Genomic DNA, 17,289 nt, shown 5'->3' with positions numbered 1-17,289 from the left:
GAAGCGGTACTTGAACGCCCGCTTCACATGGCACATGGTCACGCTCACAAACTAGCGCGGCTGCAACTTAGGACCAAATTGTCCGGTCAGAGCACCGCGGTCCGCCTTGACGGCGAATCACAGCTCCCTGCCCCGCAGCGCGGGAGATCCAATTCCTCCCCGTCCTGAAGGCCGGGGTTTCCTTGGAGGTATCCGATGATCGACAGCCCGTTCTCCCGGAACCGAAGACGGGCCCTGGGTCTGCCGGGCCCGGGCCGTGGGGGTGCGGACGAAAACCGGGCGCCCGGTGTTTATTCGTTGTACATCCCCGCCCGTCATCATTCCGTCCGCACGTCGCCGAGTGAACCGGCCCGCCAGGAAAGCCGGTTGGCGAAACGAGCCGCGGAGGAACCCCCTTGACCCGAGACCTGTCCCCGGCCGAGCAGAAGGTGCTGGCCTCGATCACCGCCCGGATCGACGAGATCGTCGCCCTCGGCACCGTGGCGGAGCTGACCGCGACCACGGTGCTGAACGGCCCGGGAGCCGCCCCCGACTACTCGGCCTTCCAGCAGCGCTTCGCCCGGCTGGGCCGCCGGATGCGCGAGGTCAGGTTCGTGGTGCGGGAGGACCTGCCCGCCACCATGGGGGCGAACACGGTGATCACCAACGGGGAAGTCCCGTCGGTGCAGGAGATCCAGCTCCGCCCGGGCCTGGTCGGCCCGGGCACCCGGGGCCTCACCGACCGCGCCCTCACCCTGCTGCACGAGCTGTCCCACAGCCTCATGGAGGGCCTCGGGGACCACCCGGTCAAGGACTACGCGTACCGCCGCGGCTGGGCCTGGACCTACCTGTCCGCCGAGTTGGCCCGGAGCAATGCCGACACCTACGCGGAGGCCGCCGCACTGCTCGTCGAGCGGAGCGAGAACGCCTGGGGCCAGTACCAGGTGTTCGGGCGGCTCGTGGCCCGGCGCGGGCAGCTGGCGAAGCGGTCGGGGACCACCACCCTCGGCGGCGCGCTGGCCTGGCTGGACATCATGGTCAACCGGGCCTGGGTCCGCGCCTCGGACTGCGAGGGCTTCGCCCGGACCACCTTCACCGAGGCCAAGTGGAAGACGCCCGAGTGGTCCGTCTGGAAGCGCCACGCCCGCCTGCTCTCCCTGGAGAACCAGCTGGCCTCCTGGGGTTACATCACCGAGCGGACCGTGCGCGGCGGCGTCGCCGGGCTGCTCCCCAAGGAGCAGGCCGTGGTGGCCCAGCTCTTCCCCTACCTCAGCGAGCTCAAGTACGCGGTGGACCGGATCGACCCGATCCTGGTCGAGCGCGGCGAGCGGATCACCTTCGACGCCGCCTCCGGCGCCCTGCGGGTCCCGCGCGGCACGGTCGACCGCGCACCGCTGGCGCTCGCCGAACTCCTGCTGGACGCCCTGATCGAGGGCACCGCCGGCCTGCCGGAGGCGAAGCCCTTCGCCCAGCGGGCGCGGGAACTCGTCCGCGCCCTGGTCGACCAGGACCGGGACGTGGAGCGACAGGGAGTCGCCGTGCTCCGGAGCACCTTCGCGGGCGTACCGGCCGTCCGACCGACCGCCGACCGGTGGGCCGCCCTGGCCGTCGAGCTCGACGCCGCCGTCCTCGCCGATGTGCAGTACCGCTGGGAGCGCCTGGCGAAGGACATCCCCGCGGTGGCCGCGCTGCCGGACGAGCCGGACCGGAAGGTCCTGGCCGGCCTCGCCGAGTACTTCACCGAGGACATCGAGGTGCTCCGCACCGTCCACGGCCGCACACCGGTCCCGCCGGACGTCCGCAGGGAGCTGGCCGCCACGATGAAGGCGGCGGCCCTGCACATCACCAACGCCTACCCGAGCCAGCGGCCGGGGCTCGACAAACTGCGGGCCCGCCTGGAGGCCCTGGCCTGACGCCGGTCGCGCAAGGCCGGTCGCCCCACGCCGCCCCGCCGGACCTCGTCCGGCGGGGCGGAGCGCTGTCCTCGGCGGCCCTGTCGCCCGGCCGGGCGGCCCCGGGCGCGCGAGGCGGCCGGGGCTCAGGGTCTGGGCGGCCCCGGCCAGGGGTGTCCCATATCCGGGATAGCATCACGGATATGGGAATGGATACGGCCGCCGACGAGCGGCTGGCGGAACGGCTCGCCGAACTGCGGGTCGAACGCGGGTGGACGCTGGAGGAGTTGGCACAGCGGGCGGACGTCAGCCGCTCGACGCTGTCGCGCGTCGAACGGTCCGAGGTGAGCCCGACGGCGGCGCTGCTCGGGCGGCTCTGCACGGTGTACGGGCGCAGCATGTCGCGGCTGCTTGCCGAGGTCGAGGCCGCGCCCGCCCGGCTGGTGCGGGCCGCGGACCAGCGGATCTGGCGGGACGAGGCGACCGGGTACGTCCGGCGCTCCGTCTCGCCGCCGCACGGTTCGCTGCGGGCCGAGGTGATCGAGGGGCTGCTCCCCGCCGGAGCCGACATCGCCTACGACAAGCCCGACGACACCGGCCGGGAGCACCACCTCTGGGTGCTGGACGGCCTGCTGTCGATGACGGTCGACGGCACGGAACACCTGCTGGAGGCCGGAGACTGCCTGCGGTTCACCGCCGAGACCAGCCGCTTCCACTGCCCCGGCCCGACCGGTGCTCGGTACGCGCTGGTGGTGGTCGAACCGTGAGCGCGACCGGCGCGATACCGGCGCCGCCGGTCAAGGAGCGGTTCGACGCGGCCGGGCGGCGGGTGCTGCTGGTCTGCGTCGCCGGCGGCTTCACCACCCTCATCGACCAGTCGGTGCTCAACACCGCGATCCCCGCGCTGCGCGAGTCGCTGCACGCCCAGCCCGCGCACCTGCAGTGGATCGTCGCCGGCTACTCGCTGGCCTTCGGCCTGGCCCTGATACCCGGCGGGCGGCTCGGCGACGTGCGCGGCCGCAAGTGGTTCTTCGTCGGCGGCCTCGCCCTGTTCACCGTCGTCAGCCTGCTCTCGGCGACCGCCACCGAGCCCTGGGTGCTGGTCGCCGCCCGGCTGCTCCAGGGCGCCGGCGCCGGACTGGTGAACTCCCAGATGATCGGCACCCTCCAGGACGTCTTCCAGGGCCAGCTGCGGGCCCGCGCGCTCGGGATGTACGCCGTGACCGGCGGCCTCGCCTTCGCCCTCGGCCCGCCGATCGGCGGCGCGGTGCTCGCCGCCGTCGGACCGGAACAGGGCTGGCGGCTGACCTTCCTGCTCAACGTGCCGTTCGGGCTGGCCACCCTGCTGCTGGCGGTTCGCCACCTGCCGCGCCCGCGCCCCAGCACCCGGCACGCCGACCTCGACCTGGTCGGACTGCTGCTCGTCGCCGCGCTGACCCTGGCGCTGATGCTGCCCTTCGTCCAGCCTCCCGGCTGGGCCGGCTGGCTCGGGTTCGCCGCCGCGGCGGCCGCGCTGCTCGGCGCGCTGGCCCGGTGGCAGCGCCGCTACGCCCGGCGTGGCGGCCACCCGCTGATCCATCCGGCGCTGACCCGCTCCGCGCCGTACGCGCTGGGGACGGCGGTGGCGATGGCGCAGTTCGGCTCCTCGCTGGCCGCCGGACTGGTGCTGACGATGTTCCTCCAGGACGGGCTCGGCCTCTCGCCGATGGGCGCGGCCCTGGTGGCGCTGCCGTCGGCGGTCGCGATGGGCTTCGCCTCGGCGTTCGCCTGGCGGGTCGTCCAGCGCTTCGGCCGGCGGACCGTCACCGCGGGCATGGCCGGCTCGGCGCTGGTGATGCTCGCGGGCGGCCTGGTCGCGCGCTGGGCTCCGACCGGTCCGCTGCCCTGGCTGCTCGCGCTGCTCCAGTTGCTGGGCGGCGCCTCGGTCGGCCTGATGGCGGCCTCCAACCAGGCGTTCGTGCTGCGGCACGCACCGGCCGAGGCGGCCGGGGTGGGCGGGGCGATCCTGCAGATGGCGCAGCGGATCGCGGCGGCGGTCAGTGTCTCGGCGCTGTCCGGCGTCTATCTGCGGGCGACCGGCGGTGGCGGTGGGCACCGGGCGGCGTACGCGTGGGCGAGCGGTGTCTGCGCGGCGGTGGCGGCGCTGGCGGTGGTCGCCTCGGTGCTGGCGGGCCGGGTGTCGGCGCGCGATGCGAGGCCGGTCGATGCGAGGCCGGTCGAAGCGATGCCGGTCGAAGCGGCGGCCGGGAAGGGCGCGGACGCGCCGGGTGCCGCTGACCGGGAGAACACCCCGAGCCGCTGATCGCTGTTCGCTGTGCGAAAAGCCGGGACCGGACGGCGCGGGCCCCGGGCTACGGTGCCGGTATGACCGAGCCTCTGACAGTCGAACTGCCGGGCCTCTCCCTCGCCTGCCGGGAGAGCGGCCCGGCCGACGGCCCGCCGCTGGTCCTGCTGCACGCCCTCGGCGAGCGGGCCACCGACTGGGACGTGGTGCTCCCCGGCCTCGCCCCCCGGCACCGCGTGCACGCCCTCGACCTGCGCGGCCACGGCGACAGCGGCCGCCCCGGCCGGTACAGCCTGGAGGCGATGCGGGACGACGTGCTCGCCCTGCTGGACGCGCACGGCCTGGACCGGGTGGACCTGGTCGGCCACTCGATGGGCGGCGTGGTCGCCTACCTGGTCGCCCAGGAGCGGCCCGAGCGGGTCGGCCGGCTGGTCCTGGAGGACGTCCCCGCCCCGCGCCCGCGCCCCGCGAGCGAGGTGGCCGACGCCCCCGAGGAGCCCGTCGACTTCGACTGGGCGGTGGTCCGGGCGGTCAAGGGACAGATCGACCGGCCGGACCCGCGGTGGCTGGAGCGGATGAGCGCGATCACCGCGCCCACCCTCCTGGTCGCCGGCGGCCCGACCAGCCACGTCCCGCAGGACGGACTGGCCGAACTGGCCCGCCTGATCCCCGACTGCCGCCTGGTCACCGTCGACGCCGGCCACCTGGTCCACCACACCCGCCCCGCGGAGTTCGTCGCCGCGGTGGCCCCGTTCCTCGCCCCCTGACCGGGAGCGAGGGACCGGGCGTCCGTCAGACGCCGTGCTCGGCCGGGAGGCGGCCGGCGCGGATGGCGGTGAGGAGGTCGGCGTGGTCGGCCTCGGTGCGGTCGGCGTAGGCGACCGCGAAGCCGGCCACCGCCTCGTCCAGGGCCTCGTTCTTGCCGCAGTAGCCGCTGATCACCCCGGGGTCGGCGGTGTGGGCGTGGGCGCGGGCGAGCAGGGCGCCGGTGATCCGGGCGTAGTCGTCCAGCTGGGCGGGCAGCAGGGCGGCCGGGTCCACGCTGCCCTTGCGGTTGCGGAACTGGCGCACCTGGTAGGGGAGTCCGTCGACCGTGGTCCAGCCGAGCAGGGTGTCGCTGACCACCTGCATCCGCTTCTGCCCGCGCACCACCCGGCGGCCCTCGTGGACGTCCGCCGCGGCGACCGGGTGGCCGGCCCGGGCCAGGTGCGGCAGCAGCACCGACGGGCGCGCCTCCTTCACCTGGAGCACCAGCGGCTGCTCGCGGTGGTCGGTCAGCAGGACGACGTAGGAGCGGGTGCCGACGCTGCCGGTGCCCACGACGCGGAACGCCACGTCCTGCACCCGGTAGCGGGACAGCAGCGGGTGCAGCTCGCCGGGCACGGTCCCGACGTAGTCGCCGAGCGCGGTGGCGACGGCGGCGGCCGTGGCGTCCGTCACCTCCCTGAGCACCGGCGGTGCCGCGGTGAAGCGCCGGCCGCCGTCCTCGGTACGGACGGTGGACTTGGCGGCGAACCGGGCGCTGGTGTTGCCGAGCGCCTTGGCGCCGACCTTCTCCAGCAGTTCGGTCAGGTCGTGCGCCTGGGCGAAGGAGACCAGCTGCTCGTCCGCGACGGCGTTCCAGGCGTCCAGCGCGGGCAGCTTGGCCAGGGTGCGCATGGTGCGGCGGTAGGCGCCGGCCGCGTCGAAGGCGGCCCGGCGGGCGGTCGTCTCGTCGGCGCCGATCTCCCGGCCGGCCAGGACCAGGCTCGCGGCGAGGCGCTTGAGGTCCCACTCCCACGGGCCGGGGACGGTCTCGTCGAAGTCGTTGATGTCCATCACGAGCCGGCCGCGCGCGTCGCCGTACAGGCCGAAGTTGGCCGCGTGGGCGTCGCCGCACAGCTGGGCGACGGTGCCGCTGGTCGGGGTGGCGACGAGGTCGGCGGCCATCAGCCCGGCCGAACCGCGCAGGAAGGCGAACGGGGTGGCGGCCATCCGGCCCAGCCGGATCGGCACCAGCTCGGCCAGCCGGCCCTCGTTGGAGGCCTCGATCGCCTGGACGGCGGTCGGGCGGTCGGTGACGGGCGGGAACTCGGCGTGCCGCTCGCGCGGGGTGCGGGTGCGCAGGGCCTTGCCGCGCTCCCGCGCGTCGCCGTCCTGGCGCGGCGCGAAGCCCTCGACGGTGAACCGCCGCCCGGGCCCCTGCCCGGCCCCCGCCACGTCCGCCGGTATCCCGGACCCGTTCACCGTCTCGGTCAGCTGCGTCACTGCGCCCCGCCCTGTCTCTGTCGTTCCGGCCCGCGGCCTGCGCGGACCCGGCCCGGAAACGGGCCGGCCAGCAGGGTACCGGTCCGCCCGTCCGGTCTTTCGGCAGGGAGGGACGCACCGGGGCCGAGGTCGGCGGGCGAGGGTCGATGGGTCGTGGCCGGTCGGTGGGAGGTGCCGGGCGGCCGTAGGGTGCGGGGATGGACGATCTTCGGGGGCGGTGGGCGGTCCGGGGCGCGGCCGCGGCGGCGGCGGTGCTGACGGTCGGTGCGGGGCTCGCGGTGCGGACGGTGGCGGGCGGCGAGGCGGCCAAGTACGCGGGCGACGCCCTCTACACCGTGCTGCTCTACGCGCTCGTGGTGCTGGTCGCGCCGAGGCTGCGGCCGCCGGTCGCGGCCGCCTGGGCGGCGGGCCTGAGCTGGGCGGTGGAGCTGTTCCAGCTCACCGGTGTCCCGGACGACCTGGCCCGGCGCAGCGCGCTCGCCCGGCTGGTGCTCGGCTCCACCTTCAACCCGCCGGATCTGCTCTGGTACCTGGTCGGCGCCGGGCTGGCCGCCCTCGTGCACGCGGGGGTCCGCGCGGGCACGAGGACAGCCGGACGACCGGCCGCCGTCCGACGGTCCGTCAGATGACGGATCGTCAGAGCGGCATCAAATCGGGGCGCTTGGCCTCGACATTGTCGCCGGAGGACTCCCCGCGGATCCGGCGGCCGACCCACGGCAGCAGGAACTCGCGGGCCCACTGGAGGTTCTCCCGGCGCTGCTCGGCGGCGGAGAGCGCCGGGGTGGACGGCCAGGGGGCCTCCGGGTCCTGCTCGGTGCGCAGGCCCAGCGAGCGGGCGGCCAGCAGGGCTACCCGCTGGTGGCCCTCGGGGGAGAGGTGCAGGCGGTCCTCGCTCCAGGCGCGGCGGTCCTGGACGGCCCGCAGCGACCAGAGGTCGGCCACCTTGCAGCCGTGCCGGTCGGCGACGGCGCGCATGTGGCCGTTGTAGGTGGCGATCTTCCCGCGCAGGTGCTTGAACAGCGGCACGCCGCGCGTGTCGAAGCCGGTGCAGATGAGCACCGTGCCCGCCGCGTCGACGAGTTGGGCGACGGCGACCTCGAAGCGCTCGGCCACCTCGTCCGGGTCGCTGCCCGGGCGCAGGATGTCGTTCCCGCCGGCGCAGAAGGTGACCAGGTCGGGCTGGATCCGGCGGACCTCCGGCACCTGCTCGGCCATGATCTGGTCCAGCAACCGACCGCGCACCGCGAGGTTCGCGTATTGGAAGCTGCCCGGCGGCCGGTCACCGGCGAGCAGCCCCGCCAGCCGGTCGGCCCAGCCGGCGAAGGCGCCGTCGGCCCCGGGGTCGTTCAGGCCCTCGGTGAAGCTGTCCCCGAGGGCGACGTACGAATTGAGGTCAAGAGTCTCCTGGAGGTGCGACATGAAGGAGATAGTTCACTGTCTCAAGTGACCTACGCCACCGTAGGTGGCCGGTAGCGGTACGTGAGATCGGCCACGTGCGGTCGGAAGGCCCGGGGCGGAAGGTGCCGGACGGGCTCCGACGGGCTCGTGCGGGCCCGGGTGGAAGGGTCGGACGGCCCCGGGCGGGAGGCCCGCAGGAGCCGGAACGACGGGTTCGGACGTTCCGGAACGGCTCGCGCGCGCCCTTGTGCGCCAGGGGCGCGCGGGTGGGCGCGCCGGATGCGCGGGGTACTGCGCCACCCGGTGCGCCCACCCGGGTGTGGGAACGGCGCGGCCGGGGCAGCCGCCCTCTGGACCGTACGGACGTAGGCGGCGGGCGGCGCCCGCGCCCCGTACCGGGGGCCCGTTTCCGTTCCGCCCGGTCCCCTCCCGCTCCGCCCCTGCTCCGTCCCGTTCCGTCCTTGCTCCGTCCTTGCTCCGTCCCGTTCCCGACCGCGGAGGTCGCCGCATGCCGTACCGAATCCCGGAGCGCACCGCGAGGCCGCGGCGCTACCTCATGTGCCGGCCGACCTACTTCACGGTCGAGTACGCGATCAACCCCTGGATGGACCCGGGGCGACCGACCGACACCGCGCTCGCCGTCCGGCAGTGGGAGCAGCTGTACGCGCTGTACGGGCAGCTCGGCCACACCGTGGAACTGATCGATCCGGTGCCCGGCCTCCCGGACATGGTCTACACGGCCAACGGCGCCACCGTGATCGACGGCCGGGTGCTGGTCGCGAACTTCCGCCACCCCGAGCGGGCCGGCGAGTCCGACGCCCACCAGGCCCGGTTCGAGGCCGGTGGCTACCGCGAGGTGCGGCGTGCCGCGCACGTCAACGAGGGCGAGGGCGACCACCTGCTGGCCGGCCGCCGGGTGCTGGCCGGCAGCGGCTTCCGCACCGACCCGGCCGCGCACGCCGAGGCCCGGGACCTCTTCGGCCTCCAGGTTCTCACCCTGGCCCTGGTGGACCCGCGCTTCTACCACCTGGACACCGCGCTCGCCGTCCTCACCGACGACCAGGTCATGTACTACCCGGAGGCGTTCACCCCGGACAGCCAGGCGCTGCTGCGCAGCCTCTACCCGGACGCCGTCCTCGCCGACCAGGAGGACGCCGAGGTGTTCGGCCTGAACGCCGTCTCCGACGGCCGCCGGGTGCTGCTGCCGAAGGCCGCGAAGGCGCTGGCCGCCCGCCTCGCCGACGAGGGCTTCGAGCCGATACCGGTGGACGTCTCCGAGCTGTTCAAGGGCGGCGGCGGCCCCAAGTGCTGCACGCTCGAACTCCGGCCCTGAGTCCCCGCGCCCCCGCCTTCACCCTTGCCCTCGGCCTTGCCTTCGCCGGAGACCGGTCCCGCACCCGTGCGACCTGCAGGGTGCGGGACCGGGGTCAGGCGTCCTGGCCGAGCCAGAGGTCGGGGCCGAACACCTCGTAGTGGATGTCGGCGGCCGGGACGCCCGCCGTGAGGAGCTGGGCCCGGACCGAGCGGAGGAAGGGCAGCGGGCCGCAGAGGTAGGCGGTGGCGCCCGCGGGGACGTCGACCGTGGACAGGTCGACCAGGCCGGTCCGCTCGGCCGGCCAGTCGCCGAGCGGCCGCTCGTAGAAGACGTGGGCGGCGGCGTCCGGCAGCTTGCCGGTCAGTTGGGCGAGGTCGGCCCGGAAGGCGTGCGACAGCTGGTCGCGGTCGCCGTGCACGGTGACGACCCGGCGGGTGGAGCCGGTGGCGGCGAGATGGGCCAGCATGGCGGTGATCGGCGTGTTGCCGATGCCGGCCGAGGCGAGCAGCACCGGCCCCTCGCCCTCGGCGAGCGCGACATCGCCGAACGGCGGGGCGATGTCGAGGACGTCCCCGGCGCGCAGGTGCTCGTGCAGGTGGTTGGAGACCTCGCCGGCCGGGCCGCCGGCGGCCTCGGCGGTGGCCCGCTTGACGGTGAACCGGAGCGCGCCGTCCGCCACGCCGGAGAGGCTGTACTGGCGGATCTGCCGGGCGCCGTCGGGGAGTTCGGCGCGCACCGAGAGGTACTGGCCGGGCCTGGCGGCCGGCAGCGGGCGGCCGTCGGCCGGGCGGACCAGGTAGGTGGTGACGTCGTCGGTCTCCGGGTACCGGGCGACGAGGGTGTACGGGCGCCAGAGGTCGGCGGGGTCGAGGTGCTGGGCGGCGGCGCTCTCGGCGCGCAGCCGGTCCTCGACGGCGATCAGGGCGTTCGCCATCAGCCAGTAGACCTCGTCCCAGGCGGCCGCGACCTCGGGGGTGACGGCCTCGCCGAGCACGTCCACGATGGCGGCGAACAGGTGCTCGTGGACGATCCGGTACTGGTCGCTGCTGATGCCGACCGACACGTGCTTGTGCGCGATGCGGGCGAGCAGCGCGTCCGGACGGGTGTCCGGGGCGGCGATCAGGGCGGTTGCGAAGGCGGCTATCGAGCCCGCGAGCGCCTGCCGCTGGCTGCCGTTGGCCTGGTTGCCCCGGTTGAACAGGTCGCGCAGCAGCTCCGGGTGGGCGGCGAACATCCGGTCGTAGAACAGCGGCGTGATGTCGCCGATTGCGCCACCCACGACGGGCAGGGTGGCTTCGACGACCTCGGCGGACTTGGCGGACAGCATCGGAGGCGCTCCAAACTGGAATCTGAGAGTCGTATTTCTGCCCGTGCGGATGCGCGGACCGGCGTGCGGTGGTGCGGCGGTGGGATGTGGTGGGTCAGTCGGAGGGGCCGGGTCTCGCGCCGAGGCCCGGTCGACCGCCGAGGCCGAGCAGGACCGGCCCGGTCGGCGCGGCCACCAGATCGCCGATCGAGAGCGGGTCGAGGGCGGCGAAGAACGCCTCCTGCGCGGTGCGCAGCGCCCCGCGCAGCCGGCAGGCCGCCCGCAGCGGGCACGGTGGTTCGTCCTCGCAGCCGACCACGTCGCCCAGTCCCTCCAGCTCGCGCAGCAGCGGGCCGAGCGAGCCGGTGCGGCCCGCCGCGGTGAGGGACAGGCCCCCGCCGTGACCGCGCCGCGCCTCCACCACGCCGAGGTGCTGCAGTCGGCTGACCACCTTGGCGGCGTGGGTGTAGGGCACGCCGACCGCCTCGGCCACCTCTCGGGTGGTCGGGTTGGCCTCCTCGTCGAGGACGGCCAGCCGCATGGCGATGCGGAGGGCGATGTCGGTGCTCTTGGTCAGCCTCACGTTCGAAAGGCTAGCGAATACGACTCCAGGACTCCAATTTCCTGCACGCGCCGCTCGGCGGTGCCGAACCGTTACCCGCCGAAGCGTCCGGCGCGCTGTCGGCCGGGCAGGTCAACTGCTTTACTGGCCAAGCTCGTTCGCCGGAAGACGACCTGGGGAATGGGGACAGCATGGACAGTGGCACCCCACCGCCACCTCCGCCACAGGAACCCTCGCGGACACCACCGCCCTACCCTCCGCCCTCGCTCTACCCGCCGCCGCGCCCGCCCGCCCCGCCGCAGGGCTACCCGCCGCCACCGCCGATCCGGACCGGGCCGGTCCTCCCGCCGAAGCCGAGGCCGGTGCCGCCGCAGCCGGTGCCCCCGCGGCCGGTGCCGGTGCCGGAGCCACCCGAGCCGGCACCCGTCGAACCGCCCGAGCCGCACGACACCCCGACGTACCTGGGCCCCTCGTTCACGTCCGCCGGTACGCCCGGCCCCGCGTCCACGCCCGGCCCCGCGTCCACGCCCGGCCCCGCCGTCCCGGCGACGCCCGAGAACCTGCACCACCAGGCGGGCACCGTCCCCGGCGACGCCACCCGCTACCTGTGCGCCGCCGCCTGGCTGGACCGGCGCTTCCGCGCCGCGCTGATCGAGGAACTGGTCGAGCAGTCCTTCCGGATCCCCGCCCCCTCGCCCGGCACCGACCTCGTCCGGGTGCTGCACGAGGCCCTGACCGCCCGCCGCTGGGAGGCCAGGACCGGCCTGTTCTGCGTCCTCGTCGTCGTGCTGGCCTTCCCGGTGCTCGGCGTGGGCGCCGGACTCGCGGCCCTGGTGCTGCTCCTGCTGCTCACCCTGGCCGGCGGCCTCGGGTCCGGCCGGATGGACCACCGGCTCGGCCTGGAGATCGAGCGGCTGATGATCACCCCGCGGTCGCCGCGCGCCACCGGCTGGCGCGGGACCGTCGCCGGCGTCGGTCGGCTGCTCGCCACCCTGGCCCTGGTGGCCACCGCCGTCACCTATTTCTACGGCCCGCTCCGGGACTCCGACCTGAACCGGGTGTTCGTTCCCGACCTGTTCGGCCCGATCGGCGCCGGCCTGCTCGTCGAACTGGCCCTGCTCTGGCTGGCCGCCGCCCGGCTGCGCTACCGGTTGCGGCGCCGGCTGTCCGCCCTGGTGGGGATGGACCCCACCCCCGTCCCGCCGCCGCGCCCGCGCGGCTCGCGGGCCGCCCGGGTGTACGAGCGACTGGGCGAGCAGCAGGCCGGACCGGAGCTGCTCTACCAACGCCAGGCCCCCCTGGTCGGCCTCGGCACGGCCGGCCGGATCTGGCGGATGACCTTCGAGCTGCGCCCCTCCGCCGAGCGGGCCGCGCGGGGCCGGGTGCCGGACCCGATCGACACCACCACGCTCTACCGCTCCGTCGCGGCGCGGGTCCGCGCGCTCGCCCAGGACCAGCGCTACCCGGAGGACTCCCTGCGCGGACTCTCCGTCACCGACCGGGTGTTCCGCCCCAGTCTGCGCGACGACTCCCCGGACAGCTGGCTGGGTGCGATGTCCGGCCGGGCCGGGGAGCAGGTCCTGCTCGAACCGGCCTGGGCCGACCTGCTGAGCCGGTCCGGCCACGAGCGGCTCCGGCACTACCTGGCGATCCGGGTCGGCTCCTGGCAGGAGGAGGTCGTGGTCACCGTGCTGGTCCGGGCCAGCACCCGCGGCGGCCTGCTGTACCTGGAGTGGCTGCCGTACGTGCTGGGCCCGGTGGCGCAGGACTACCACGTGGTCGACCTGCTGGGCCACCGCTCCGGCTTCATGCATGCGATGAACGCGCTCGGCTGGTCCGCGCGTCGGCTCGGCGGCGACACGGCGATCGCCGTCGGCCAGGTCCGGCAGGTCTGGCAGTCGCGCCGCCGGGCCGCCCGGCTCGCCCGCCGGTACCGCCACCTGACCAGGGCCGGTTACGCCGTCGACTACGCGCCCCGGTCGAGCGTCCGCGAACTCGGCGCCGGCGCGACGTACCAGAACATCTTCCAGGAGCACGACGTGCAGCGCTTCCTGAGCACCGTGACCGAGCGGGTGTTCAGCGCGGTCGGCGCCGAACTGAAGGCGCGCGGTTACGACAGCGCGGCCTTCGAGGAGCAGTCGCAGAGCATCACCAACATCAACAACGGCGGTGTCCAGGTGGTGGGTTCCACCGTGCACGGCCCGGTCGCGGGCGGTGCCGGGGCCCGGGTCGACATCGGCAAGGAGAAGGGGAAGGGCAAGTGACCGAGGACGCGAACGCCGCCGCCGGGCCGGAGGAGAACCGGCCGCCGGCCGGGGCGAATTGGAACACCGGCGGGGTCCAGGTGGTCGGCTCCACCGTGTACGGCCCGGTGGCCGGCGGCCAGGGCGCGACCGTGCGGATCGGCGCGGACGCGGCGCCGGCCGCCCCGGTCGGACCCGAGGCACTGCGGGCGGCGGCCGAGACGTTGCGCGCCGCGCTCGCCCGGCTGCGGGCCGAACGGCCGGGCGCCGTCGCGGACGCCGACGCCGAGGACGCGGACGCCGAGGACGCGGACGCCGCCCTGGCCGGCATCCTCGCCGAGACGGCGCTCGACGAGCCCCGCGAGGGCCCGCTGCGCCGACGGGTCGGCACGGTGGTCGACGCGCTGCGCACGGTCGCGGTGCTGGCGGCGGCGGTGACCGGTCTGGAGGCGGCCTTCGCGGCCCTGTTCGGGCAGATCTGAGCCACTGCCCGATCGCGCCACCCGTTCAGGCACCGCCCGGTCCGCTGGTGTACGGTCGGTTACCGTGCGCACGAAGGCGTGTCCGTCGCCGAGTTGACGCGACGGACCGCCGACGGGGGCCGGACCGGAACGTCAAGCGGGGAAGAGCGGGAGAGCGACATGGGGCGCGCTGACTGGGTGTCGGGGGAGCGGCCGGGCGAGCAGGGCCGGGAGTCCTGGACGGGGGTGGACCTCCGGATGGACGTCCCGCACTCGGCCCGGGTGTACGACTACCTCATCGGCGGCAAGACCAACTTCGCGCCGGACCGGGTCGCCGCCCACGCCTCCGTGCAGGCCTGGCCGGCCCTGCCGACCTCGATGCGGACGACCCGCACCTTCATGGAGCGGGTGGTCCGCCACCTCACCGAGAAGCACGGGGTGCGGCAGTTCCTGGACATCGGCACGGGCATCCCCACCTCGCCGAACGTGCACGAGATCGCCCAGGCGGTGGCCCCGGAGTCGCGGGTCGTGTACGTCGACAACGACCCGATCGTGCTGACCCACGCCCGCGCGCTGATGTCCAGCGCACCGGAGGGCCGCACCGCCTACCTGGACGCCGACCTGCGGGACGTCGACTCGATCCTGGACTCGCCGGCGCTGCGCGAGGTGCTCGACCTCTCCCGGCCGGTGGCGCTGTCGCTGATCGCGATCGTGCACTTCGTCCTCGACGCGGACGACCCGCAGGGCCTGGTCCGGCGGCTGATGGACCGGCTGGCGCCGGGGAGCTTCCTCGCGCTGACCGTCTTCACCGGCGACACCGATCCGGTGGGCGTCGGCGGGGTGGGCCGCGAGTACAACGCCCGGGGCATCCCGCTGCAGATCCGCGACCGGGCCGAGACCCTGGCCTTCTTCGACGGCTACGAACTGCTGGACCCCGGGGTCACCCTGGTCCACCACTGGAACCCCGACCCGGACGCCGCACCGATCCGGGACCAGGACATCGCGATGTACGGCGGCGTGGCCGTCAAGCGCTGATCCCCCGCCGCCCGGCCCCCGCCATCGGGGAGCCGGGCGGTTCGAATAGTGACCAATTGAACAGACTTGAACGGTTGGCAACAATCCCGGTCATCTCCTGACGCTTCGTCAGTCGACCTTCTACGCTTCGGGCGATCCGGACGGTCCCCCCGGGTCGCCCGGAATGCCCGGTGCGGCCGTGAAGCGTCCGGTTCCGACGATTCCGACGAGTCTGGAGATCCCGTGACAACACGCCCGTCCCCGCGCCGCTTCTGGACGGCCGCGGCCGCCGCCGGCGCGGCCACGGCCGCCCTGCTGGCCCAGCCAGGCGCCGCGTCCGCCGACACCGCGGGCGTCGCCGCGGCCGCCGGGCTGTCGCCCACGGTGGCGGCCACCGTCACCGTCGCGCCGTACCCGGCGGGCGTCGCACTCACCCCGGACGGCGCCCGGGCGTACGTGACCAGCCAGGGCAGCGGCACGGTCACCGTCCTGTCCACCGCCACCGGCACGGTGACGGGCAGTTTCACCGCCGGTACCGGCTCCTACGCCGTCGCGGTCGCGCCGGACGGCCGGCACGCCTACCTCACCCACCACCTCGACGGCACGGTCAGCGTGGTCGACACCGCCACCGGCGCGGTTGCCGCCACCGTCCCGGTCGGCGCCGGAGCCTTCGGTGTGGCGGTCGCCCCCGACGGCGGCCACGCCTATGTGACCAACGCCGAGGCCGGCACGGTCAGCGTGCTGGACACCGCCAGCGCCACCGTCACCGCGACCGTCCGGGTCGGAGCCGAGCCGCACGGTGTGGCCGTCGCCCCGGACGGCGCGTCCGTGTACGTCGCCGCCTCCGGCGACCAGCGGGTCGACGTCATCGACACCGCCACCGCCACGGTCGGCGCCTCGATACCGGTGGGCCACGGCGTGTTCGGCCTCGCCCTCGCCCCCGACGGCTCCCGGCTGTGGACCGCCAACGGCGGCGACTCCACCGTCAGCGTGCTGGACACCGCGCACCGGACCGTCACCGCCACCGTCCAGGTCGGCACCAACCCGTACGCGGTGGCCGCCGCCCCCGACGGCCGGTCCGTCTACGCGAGCAACTACGCGGACAACACGCTCACCGCGATCGACGCCGCCACCGGCACCGTCACCAGCACCGTCCAGGTCGGCGCGAGCCCGTTCGGCCTGGCGATCACGCCCGACAGCCGGCGCGGCTACCTGGCCGACTTCGACGGGTCCGCCGTCAGCGTCCTCGACTTCCCGCCGCCCGCGCCGGTGGTCACGGGCGTCAGCCCGGCCACGGGCCCGCAGGCCGGCGGCACGGCGGTCACCGTGACCGGCACCGACCTGGCCGGCGCGACCTCGGTGAGCTTCGGCGCCGCCGGCAACGCCGTGTCGTTCTCCTGCACCGCGACCTCCTGCACCGCCACCGCGCCGGCCTCGCCGGTCGCCGGAACGGTCGACGTCCGGGTCACCACGGCGGGCGGCACCAGCGCCGTCGTGCCCGCCGACCGGTTCGGTTACGTCGCGCCGACCGCCGACGCCGCCGTCGGGCTCACCGCCTCCCCGGTGTCCGGCCTGCTGGGCGGCCGGGTCGACTACACGCTGACGGTGACCGGCCGGGGCCCCGACCCGGTGACCGCCGTCACCGTCACGTCCGCGCTGCCGAGCGGCATGATCGCCACCAGCAGTGACTGCACCGTCGCCGCCGGCCGTCTGACCTGCGCGATCGCCGGTCCGCTGGCCGTCGGCGCGAGCGTCACCCGGCACTTCACCGCGCAGGTCCACTTCACCGTGCAGGTCGGCCTGCTCGACCTCGGCCGGACCTTCGCCGTCACCACCTCCCGGACGGCCGGCACCCCGGCCGACCCGGTGCCCGGCAACGACTCGGCGAGCCGTACCTGCAAGGTGGCGCTGCTCCAGATCACCTGCAGCTGATCCGGCCTGATCCCGGCTGATCCGGCCTGATCCAGCCTGGTTTCGCCTGATCCGTCACGGGCCCGTCCCCCGGGGTTCCTCACCTGGGGGCGGGCCCGTTCCGTGATCCGCCCTGGACGGAACGTCCAGGCTGGACGTACAGTCCAATCATGACCTCCGAGACCCCCGACCCGCGTCTGCGCGCCTGGGCCCCCGTCTGCCAGGCGGTGGCCCTGCTGCTCGGGCCCTATGCCGAGGTGGTGCTGCACGACGCCGCCCGCGACGAGGTCCTCGCCATCTGGAACCCGATGGGCGGTCGCGGACCGGGCGACCCCTCGCTGCTCGGCGAGCTGGACGCCCTGGACCAGGCCGCCCCCGACGTCTACGGCCCCTATCCGAAGCTGCTGCCCGACGGCCGGCGGCTCTCCTCGGTCAGCGCGGTGCTCCGCGACGAGGACGGCCGCCCCGCCGCCGTCCTGTGCGTCAACCTCGACCGGGGCCCGCTCGAACACGCCGCCGCCCTGCTCGCTGCCTTCGCCGCACCGACCGCCCCCCGCCCGGAACCGCTCTTCGAGCAGGACTGGACCGAGCGGATGAACGAGGTCGTCGGCGGCTATGTGCGCGCCCACGGCCGGCCCCTGGAGCGGCTCGGGCGCGAGGACCGGCTCGCCGTGCTC

The 17,289-nt window shown here is 74.9% G+C and carries 15 protein-coding genes; 11 read left to right on the top strand and 4 right to left on the bottom strand.

The genetic code is table 11. From position 1 onward, the window contains the following. Nucleotides 1-395: 395 nt before the first annotated feature. The 4 genes from VR45_RS23680 to VR45_RS23665 all read left to right on the top strand — a co-directional run bounded on the left by VR45_RS23680 (nucleotide 396) and on the right by VR45_RS23665 (nucleotide 4,922). Nucleotides 396-1,892, top strand: coding sequence for a hypothetical protein (locus VR45_RS23680; RefSeq protein ID WP_045941842.1), 1,497 nt, complete (start codon nucleotides 396-398; stop codon nucleotides 1,890-1,892). A 188-nt stretch (nucleotides 1,893-2,080) separates the two neighbouring features. After that, nucleotides 2,081-2,638 carry an XRE family transcriptional regulator gene (locus VR45_RS23675; protein ID WP_107084251.1) on the top strand — a complete coding sequence of 186 codons (558 nt, stop codon included), beginning with the start codon at nucleotides 2,081-2,083 and terminating at the stop codon, nucleotides 2,636-2,638. Continuing rightward, nucleotides 2,635-4,173 (top strand): MFS transporter, encoded by a 1,539-nt coding sequence (locus VR45_RS23670; protein WP_063772538.1) that lies wholly within the window; start codon nucleotides 2,635-2,637, stop codon nucleotides 4,171-4,173. Before VR45_RS23675 ends, VR45_RS23670 begins: the two co-directional genes overlap by 4 nt. Nucleotides 4,174-4,235: 62 nt before the next feature. Beyond that, nucleotides 4,236-4,922 (top strand): alpha/beta fold hydrolase, encoded by a 687-nt coding sequence (locus VR45_RS23665; RefSeq protein ID WP_045941841.1) that lies wholly within the window; start codon nucleotides 4,236-4,238, stop codon nucleotides 4,920-4,922. A gap of 25 nt (nucleotides 4,923-4,947) precedes the next feature. Here the strand turns inward: VR45_RS23665 and VR45_RS23660 are convergent, their stop codons facing one another. Beyond that, nucleotides 4,948-6,402 (bottom strand): DUF2252 domain-containing protein, encoded by a 1,455-nt coding sequence (locus VR45_RS23660; RefSeq protein WP_045941840.1) that lies wholly within the window; start codon nucleotides 6,400-6,402, stop codon nucleotides 4,948-4,950. A 197-nt stretch (nucleotides 6,403-6,599) separates the two neighbouring features. Between VR45_RS23660 and VR45_RS23655 the strand changes: the two genes are divergently transcribed. Next, nucleotides 6,600-7,031, top strand: coding sequence for a DUF2809 domain-containing protein (locus VR45_RS23655; protein WP_045941839.1), 432 nt, complete (start codon nucleotides 6,600-6,602; stop codon nucleotides 7,029-7,031). 7 nt (nucleotides 7,032-7,038) lie between these two features. On the opposite strand, the gene VR45_RS23650 is transcribed toward VR45_RS23655, so the two are convergent. Further along, nucleotides 7,039-7,821 (bottom strand): SGNH/GDSL hydrolase family protein, encoded by a 783-nt coding sequence (locus tag VR45_RS23650; protein WP_045941838.1) that lies wholly within the window; start codon nucleotides 7,819-7,821, stop codon nucleotides 7,039-7,041. Nucleotides 7,822-8,308: 487 nt separating this feature from the next. Here VR45_RS23650 and ddaH point away from each other — a divergent pair, with 487 nt between their 5' ends. Then, nucleotides 8,309-9,133 carry a dimethylargininase gene (gene ddaH / locus VR45_RS23645; RefSeq protein WP_045941837.1) on the top strand — a complete coding sequence of 275 codons (825 nt, stop codon included), beginning with the start codon at nucleotides 8,309-8,311 and terminating at the stop codon, nucleotides 9,131-9,133. Between the two features lie 94 nt (nucleotides 9,134-9,227). On the opposite strand, the gene VR45_RS23640 is transcribed toward ddaH, so the two are convergent. Continuing rightward, a complete protein-coding gene (locus tag VR45_RS23640; protein ID WP_045941836.1) occupies nucleotides 9,228-10,442 on the bottom strand; it encodes a globin domain-containing protein in 1,215 nt (404 codons plus the stop codon). Between the two features lie 94 nt (nucleotides 10,443-10,536). Beyond that, entirely contained in the window at nucleotides 10,537-11,004 is a 468-nt protein-coding gene (locus tag VR45_RS23635; protein WP_045941835.1) for an Rrf2 family transcriptional regulator, read from the bottom strand. 377 nt (nucleotides 11,005-11,381) lie between these two features. On the opposite strand from VR45_RS23635, the gene VR45_RS23630 reads away from it, so the two are divergent. The 5 genes from VR45_RS23630 to VR45_RS23610 form a co-directional block, all read left to right on the top strand. Continuing rightward, the gene (locus VR45_RS23630; RefSeq protein WP_078896774.1) at nucleotides 11,382-13,247 is read left to right on the top strand and encodes a hypothetical protein; all 1,866 of its coding nucleotides are present in this window, start codon (nucleotides 11,382-11,384) and stop codon (nucleotides 13,245-13,247) included. Then, a complete protein-coding gene (locus VR45_RS23625) occupies nucleotides 13,244-13,708 on the top strand; it encodes a hypothetical protein (protein WP_045941833.1) in 465 nt (154 codons plus the stop codon). Before VR45_RS23630 ends, VR45_RS23625 begins: the two co-directional genes overlap by 4 nt. A 237-nt stretch (nucleotides 13,709-13,945) precedes the next feature. Beyond that, nucleotides 13,946-14,722 carry an SAM-dependent methyltransferase gene (locus tag VR45_RS23620; RefSeq protein ID WP_045941843.1) on the top strand — a complete coding sequence of 259 codons (777 nt, stop codon included), beginning with the start codon at nucleotides 13,946-13,948 and terminating at the stop codon, nucleotides 14,720-14,722. 222 nt (nucleotides 14,723-14,944) lie between these two features. Next, nucleotides 14,945-16,633 carry a cytochrome D1 domain-containing protein gene (locus VR45_RS23615; protein WP_045941832.1) on the top strand — a complete coding sequence of 563 codons (1,689 nt, stop codon included), beginning with the start codon at nucleotides 14,945-14,947 and terminating at the stop codon, nucleotides 16,631-16,633. Nucleotides 16,634-16,782: 149 nt separating this feature from the next. Next, nucleotides 16,783-17,289, top strand: a 507-nt coding sequence (locus tag VR45_RS23610; RefSeq protein WP_045941831.1) for a PAS domain-containing protein, incomplete at its 3' end; no start/stop codon positions are given.

The sequence above is a fragment of the Streptomyces sp. NRRL S-495 genome, assembly GCF_000966955.1.
Lineage (GTDB): Bacteria > Actinomycetota > Actinomycetes > Streptomycetales > Streptomycetaceae > Kitasatospora > Kitasatospora purpeofusca.
This window is presented reverse-complemented; position numbering and strand designations above follow the sequence as displayed.

Excerpts from the sequence above, each read along its gene's own strand:
- VR45_RS23675 (WP_107084251.1), top strand. The coding sequence starts at position 2,081 with ATGGATACGGCCGCCGACGAGCGGCTGGCGGAACGGCTCGCCGAACTG.
- VR45_RS23665 (WP_045941841.1), top strand. The coding sequence starts at position 4,236 with ATGACCGAGCCTCTGACAGTCGAACTGCCGGGCCTCTCCCTCGCCTGC.
- VR45_RS23655 (WP_045941839.1), top strand. The coding sequence starts at position 6,600 with ATGGACGATCTTCGGGGGCGGTGGGCGGTCCGGGGCGCGGCCGCGGCG.
- VR45_RS23650 (WP_045941838.1), bottom strand. The coding sequence starts at position 7,821 with ATGTCGCACCTCCAGGAGACTCTTGACCTCAATTCGTACGTCGCCCTC.
- ddaH (WP_045941837.1), top strand. The coding sequence starts at position 8,309 with ATGCCGTACCGAATCCCGGAGCGCACCGCGAGGCCGCGGCGCTACCTC.
- VR45_RS23640 (WP_045941836.1), bottom strand. The coding sequence starts at position 10,442 with ATGCTGTCCGCCAAGTCCGCCGAGGTCGTCGAAGCCACCCTGCCCGTC.
- VR45_RS23620 (WP_045941843.1), top strand. The coding sequence starts at position 13,946 with ATGGACGTCCCGCACTCGGCCCGGGTGTACGACTACCTCATCGGCGGC.